Origin of the sequence: Rubrivirga sp., from assembly GCF_049648075.1 — a bacterium.
Taxonomy (GTDB): domain Bacteria; phylum Bacteroidota; class Rhodothermia; order Rhodothermales; family Rubricoccaceae; genus Rubrivirga.
In genome coordinates this window covers 1-4,791 of record NZ_JBARYR010000109.1, presented here as the reverse complement: position 1 = coordinate 4,791, position 4,791 = coordinate 1, and the positions used below count along the sequence as shown (strand labels likewise).

4 protein-coding genes are annotated in these 4,791 nt (G+C 65.7%); 3 read left to right on the top strand and 1 reads right to left on the bottom strand.

The annotated features are described in order from the left end of the window. The 3 genes from WBA11_RS02980 to WBA11_RS02970 form a co-directional block, all read left to right on the top strand. Positions 1-823 (top strand): glycosyltransferase (locus WBA11_RS02980; RefSeq protein WP_424519239.1); only part of this gene is annotated, 823 nt, incomplete at its 5' end. Then, positions 823-1,395 carry a putative colanic acid biosynthesis acetyltransferase gene (locus WBA11_RS02975; protein WP_424519238.1) on the top strand — a complete coding sequence of 191 codons (573 nt, stop codon included), beginning with the start codon at positions 823-825 and terminating at the stop codon, positions 1,393-1,395. The genes WBA11_RS02980 and WBA11_RS02975, both read left to right, overlap by 1 nt. A gap of 47 nt (positions 1,396-1,442) precedes the next feature. After that, complete coding sequence (locus WBA11_RS02970) at positions 1,443-2,255, top strand: glycosyltransferase family 2 protein (RefSeq protein ID WP_424519237.1); 813 nt, start codon at positions 1,443-1,445, stop codon at positions 2,253-2,255. A gap of 35 nt (positions 2,256-2,290) precedes the next feature. On the opposite strand, the gene WBA11_RS02965 is transcribed toward WBA11_RS02970, so the two are convergent. Then, a partial coding sequence (locus WBA11_RS02965) for a hypothetical protein (RefSeq protein WP_424519236.1) occupies positions 2,291-4,791 on the bottom strand: 2,501 nt, incomplete at its 5' end.

Sequence of the window (4,791 nt, the reverse complement as noted above, 5' to 3'; positions counted from 1 at the left end):
CGGGGTGCCCCGTGTGGTCACGACGCGAGGGATGCTGGAGCCGTGGGCGCGTCGACACCGCCGGTTGAAGAAGGCGGTCGCGTGGCGCCTGTACCAGCGCCGCGACCTCGCCTCGGCCGCTGTCCTGCACGCGACGGCCGAGTCCGAGGCCGAGAGCCTGCGCTCGGTCGGCCTCCGCGCTCCGATTGCCGTCATCCCGAACGGAGTCGACGTGCCCGCCCAGGTGGCGCCGCACGACCGATCACCGGGCACGCCGAGACGGGCGTTGTTTCTCTCACGCGTCCACCCCAAGAAAGGGCTCCCGCAGTTTCTCGAGGTCTGGTCCCAGGTCCGGCCCGCCGGGTGGGAGCTGCTCATCGCCGGCCCCGACGAGGACGGGCACCGCGCCGACCTCGAGGCCCAGGCCGCGCGGCTCGGGCTGACCGAGGTCCGGTTCCGGGGATCGGTGCCTGACAGCGAAAAATGGAACCTGTACCGGTCAGCCGACCTGTTCGTTTTGCCGACCTACAGCGAGAACTTCGGCGTCGTCGTCGCCGAAGCCCTGGCGAGCGGTGTCCCCGTCGTGACGACGACCGGAACGCCCTGGTCCGACCTCCGCGATCATGGCTGCGGCTGGTGGGTGGCCCCCGACGCGCGGCCGCTCCGAGACGCCCTCGAGGACGCGGTCGCCCTCGAGGACGCCGCTCGCGCAGGGATGGGCACCAGGGGCCGTGCCCTCGTCTCAGCGCGCTACGGCTGGCCCCAGATCTCTGCCCAGATGGCCGACGTCTATGCCTGGACCCTAGGGCACGCGCCGCGTCCCTCGACCGTCCACACCGACTGATGGAAACCCCCACTGCGCCCGATGGACTCGACGTCCGTGGCAACCGATCGGCCCGGAAGTACACGCGCCGCGAGATGGCGATGCGCATCCTGTGGCTGCCCGGTCAGTACCTGCTCCGCTGGAGCCCGCGCCCTTTTTTCGGCTGGCGCCGTGGGGTGCTCCGGCTGTTCGGGGCGACGATCGGGCGCGACGCCCACGTCCACAACTCGACGCGTGTCACCATGCCGTGGAACCTGACATTGGGCGACTGGGCCGCGGTCGGCGAGGACGTTTTGATCTACAATCTGGGTCCGGTCACGATCGGCGACCGGGCGACTGTTTCTCACCGGGCTCATCTGTGCGCTGGCACGCACGACTATCGCCAGCCAGACCTCCCCCTTTTGAAGCCGCCGGTGACAGTTGGCCCACAGGCTTGGATATGCGCCGACGCGTTCGTGGGACCAGGTGTAACCGTCGGGGAGGGGGCGATCGTCGGGGCCGCTGCCGTCGCTATGCGCGACGTGGAACCTTGGCAGATCGTCTCGGGCAACCCCGCACAAGATGTTGGCCAACGCAAACTTTCGAGCCCGTGACTGCAGCAGCCTCCCCTAGTGAGCGAGCACCTATCTCCGTATTGGTCTTGACGTACAACGAGGAAGAGAACCTTCCTCGCTGCCTCGCCTCCGTATCGTGGGCGGACGATGTCGTCGTGGTGGACTCGTTTAGCACCGACCGAACCGTCGAGATCGCAAAGGCGTCTGGAGCCTGCGTCGTTCAGCGCGCGTTCGACACGTTCGCGGGACAGCGCAATTTCGGAATCGACCACGGTGGGATCCGCCATGAGTGGGTCCTGCATCTCGACGCCGACGAAGTGGTGCCGCCAGCTCTCCGTGACGAGCTCGTCGACGTGTCACGAGATGCCAACGCGAAGCCGGCGTACCGAGTGGCATCCAAGATGATGTTCCAGGGACGGTGGCTCAAGCACGCTGGAATGTTCCCTGCGTACCAGGTCCGCTTTGGGAGGCGCGACCGTCTCCGGTTTGTCCAGGTTGGCCACGGGCAACGCGAGGATCTACCCGCCATTGATGTCGGGACGCTGCAGCACGCCCTCGACCACTACTCATTCTCGAAGGGGCTGGGAGCTTGGTTCGCCAAGCACAACACGTACTCTTCTGACGAAGCGGCAGAGTCGATTCGGCGGGGCGCGGAGGATGTCGAGTTGAGAGGCCTCGTTCATGCAGACCCCGTCGTACGGCGACGCGCCCTCAAATCACTCTCGGCCCGTATGCCGTTGCGTCCTACGCTCCGGTTTATGTACATGTACGTGGTTCGGCGAGGATTTCTCGACGGCGGTCCTGGTTTCGCCTACTGCCGACTTTTGGCGACATACGAGGCTATGATCGTGGCAAAGGAACGGGAGCTTCGTCTGCGACGGCAGGAGACTCCGCCTTAGAACAACTTGCAACGTCGTTCGAGGTCGTCAGCGTTCTATTCCGTCCCCGTAAGGTCCGCAGGAATTGGCCGGATCGCAGCGGACCAGTCCACGCTAACGGGACCCGAGCCCGAGAACGAAAGGCGAAGGACCGGGGCGGTCGGGGTCGAGGACGGCGCTAGCGTCCACCCCCTGAACCTGGAAGCGTCGGGTCCAGACACCATGACGTAGTCCGGGGATTGGGGGGCGAGGAAGAGGGACGTCGGGACGTCGACGGAGCCCGAGGCGAGGGCGGTGCCGGACAGTGAGCCGGCGTCCTCGCTCGTCCGCTCGCCGAACGACACGCGCTCGAACGATTGGATCGCGACCGTCGAGTTGTCCCGGAAGCCCCCGAACACCACGTCGCGCCACGCCACCCGGCCGTTTGCTTGAACGACCGGGTCCGTCGCGTCGAGGCCGTTCGTCGTGAGCGGGCTGCCATGGACGTCGGACCCGTCTACAATCGTGGGTGCGCCCGGAGACCCCTCTACGAGAATGTCGAACCCTATGTTCTTGTACCGGTCGCCCCCCGTAGGGAACACGTGGAGGTCCTCGAATCGGGACACGTTGCGCACGAGCGCGAGAAGCTTCTGAGGCGTGGCACCCGGCCGGACGATGATCTGGCCCGCCCGGCCGCCGTTCTCGGCGACGACGTTGTCGATGACGTTGATCTGAGCACGGAGGGAGGCAAGTCTAGAGACCTCGACGCCAGAATGGATCTGGACATCTTCGAGGCGAAATGAACTCTGATCGCTTTGGTCGGCGTGACCGCTGTAGGTGAGAAAGACGTCCCGGTCGTCTTCCGCCCCAGGTTGCGTTGGGTGCAGTCGAATGGCTATATCCCGGTAGGTTACCGGGCCAGAGGTGTACCCGAGGTACCCCAGACGCGGGACGGCGTCGGCTCTAACGAGCATCTCGACGCCTTCGAAGACCACGTCCTCGCCCCAGTAGTGCCGAACTCCTGCGTCTTCGGTCCGGAAAAGCGAAGGGTTGGGGTTATCGTTCCTGGGTCCCGCGAACTCCTCGAGAGGGTCGCCGGTGTAGGGAGATGGCCCAGCGATATCGTATGAGACATTACGGTAGCGCCCCTGACTCGGATCAATCCCTCCTTTCCAGTAAAATCCGTACACCTCGACGCCGTCGACCCAGGTACCAGGCGCTGTGGTGACGCCGTACAGAGAGTGGTTTCTAGCGACGTTCCCTACTCGCACGTCCCGGCTACCTCCAAAGTGAACCCAGTCGTTGCCGAGAATGCCATTCCCTCCAACGTCATGGATGTGCACATTCTCCAGGCGGATATTGGCGTTTTGTGGGCTGTACCAAGGGGACGACCGATGAACTGAGAAACCATTCCAATGCGGGGTGTTCTGTAAAAGCTCGTCGACCGCATTCCACCAGAGACGATTCCCGGGAGCGCCGCTCGCGACACGGTACCCGATCTCGAACACGTAGTCGTTCTCCGCCAGGTTGCCGTCGACCTCGAGGTCGGCGACTCGCGCGAGCATGGCGTCACGCCCGTGCTGGAGTAGCACCCACGGCTCTCCCTGGGGAATGAGGTAGTCCGAAACTCGCTTGGCTTGCGCGTAGTCGGCCGCCGCCTGCGACCGGGTCGACCAAAACCGCCACGGGGCGCCCTTGATCACGCGGAGCCCTTGCCCGTCGCGGACGCCGTCCTGCTCCCCCTTGAGCGGCGCGTCCTGCTGGGTCTCGATCACGCCGGCGTAGCCGTACATCGCGTCGAGGACGACGGGCCACTCGCGGCCGGTCGCCTGCGCGAGCGACGACGCCACATTCAGCGCCGTCGCAATCTCGGCGGTCGCATCGAGGGCGGCGATGGCCGGGTCGAGCGTCGGGTCTTCGTTTGGAGCCGGGGTCGAGGGGTCCGGTTGCCAGCCGTCGGGATAGGGAATCGCACCCCACCACCCCGGTCGGACGTACTCCCGGGTCTCTCGCCCAAACAGGACGATCGGCTCAACATCGCGTTCGAATCGGAGGCGCGATGTTGCATAGCGGTAGAGCGCACGGTAGGGGCCGGGCGTGTTAGACCGCAGAGAGTTACCGACCGAGATGGAGCGCGTAAACGGGTCGAACTCGGTGCCTCCGCCCCCGTGCCCGTGAAGACGTACAGCTGCGAACGTGTCGGATCCTGTGGGACCGTACGACAGACGGAAGGTCTCTGCGTCGACGGCCCCTACTCCCTCGCCGTCGAACAGCGTTTGGGTCGCGCTCGTACTCCGGAGCGACGCCGTAGTCGCCTCTGAAGCGGAAAGCGGGATGAAGCACGTTCCGCCATCCGGTACACAGGCGGACTCCGTCGCTGCGAACCGTCCACCTCGAACCGGGTCGGTGACTACGATCGAATCGCCAGGGGCGAGCGAGGGAAGTGCCATCGCGTCCTCGATGGTGGCGACGCGGTACGTCTGACGGCCGGTCGGTGGCGTCCCATAGCGAAGTGTGGCCGCGGCATCGAGGTGGACGCGGTAGCCCTGGCCCGGCTCGATGGTGGCGAGCGCGGGGT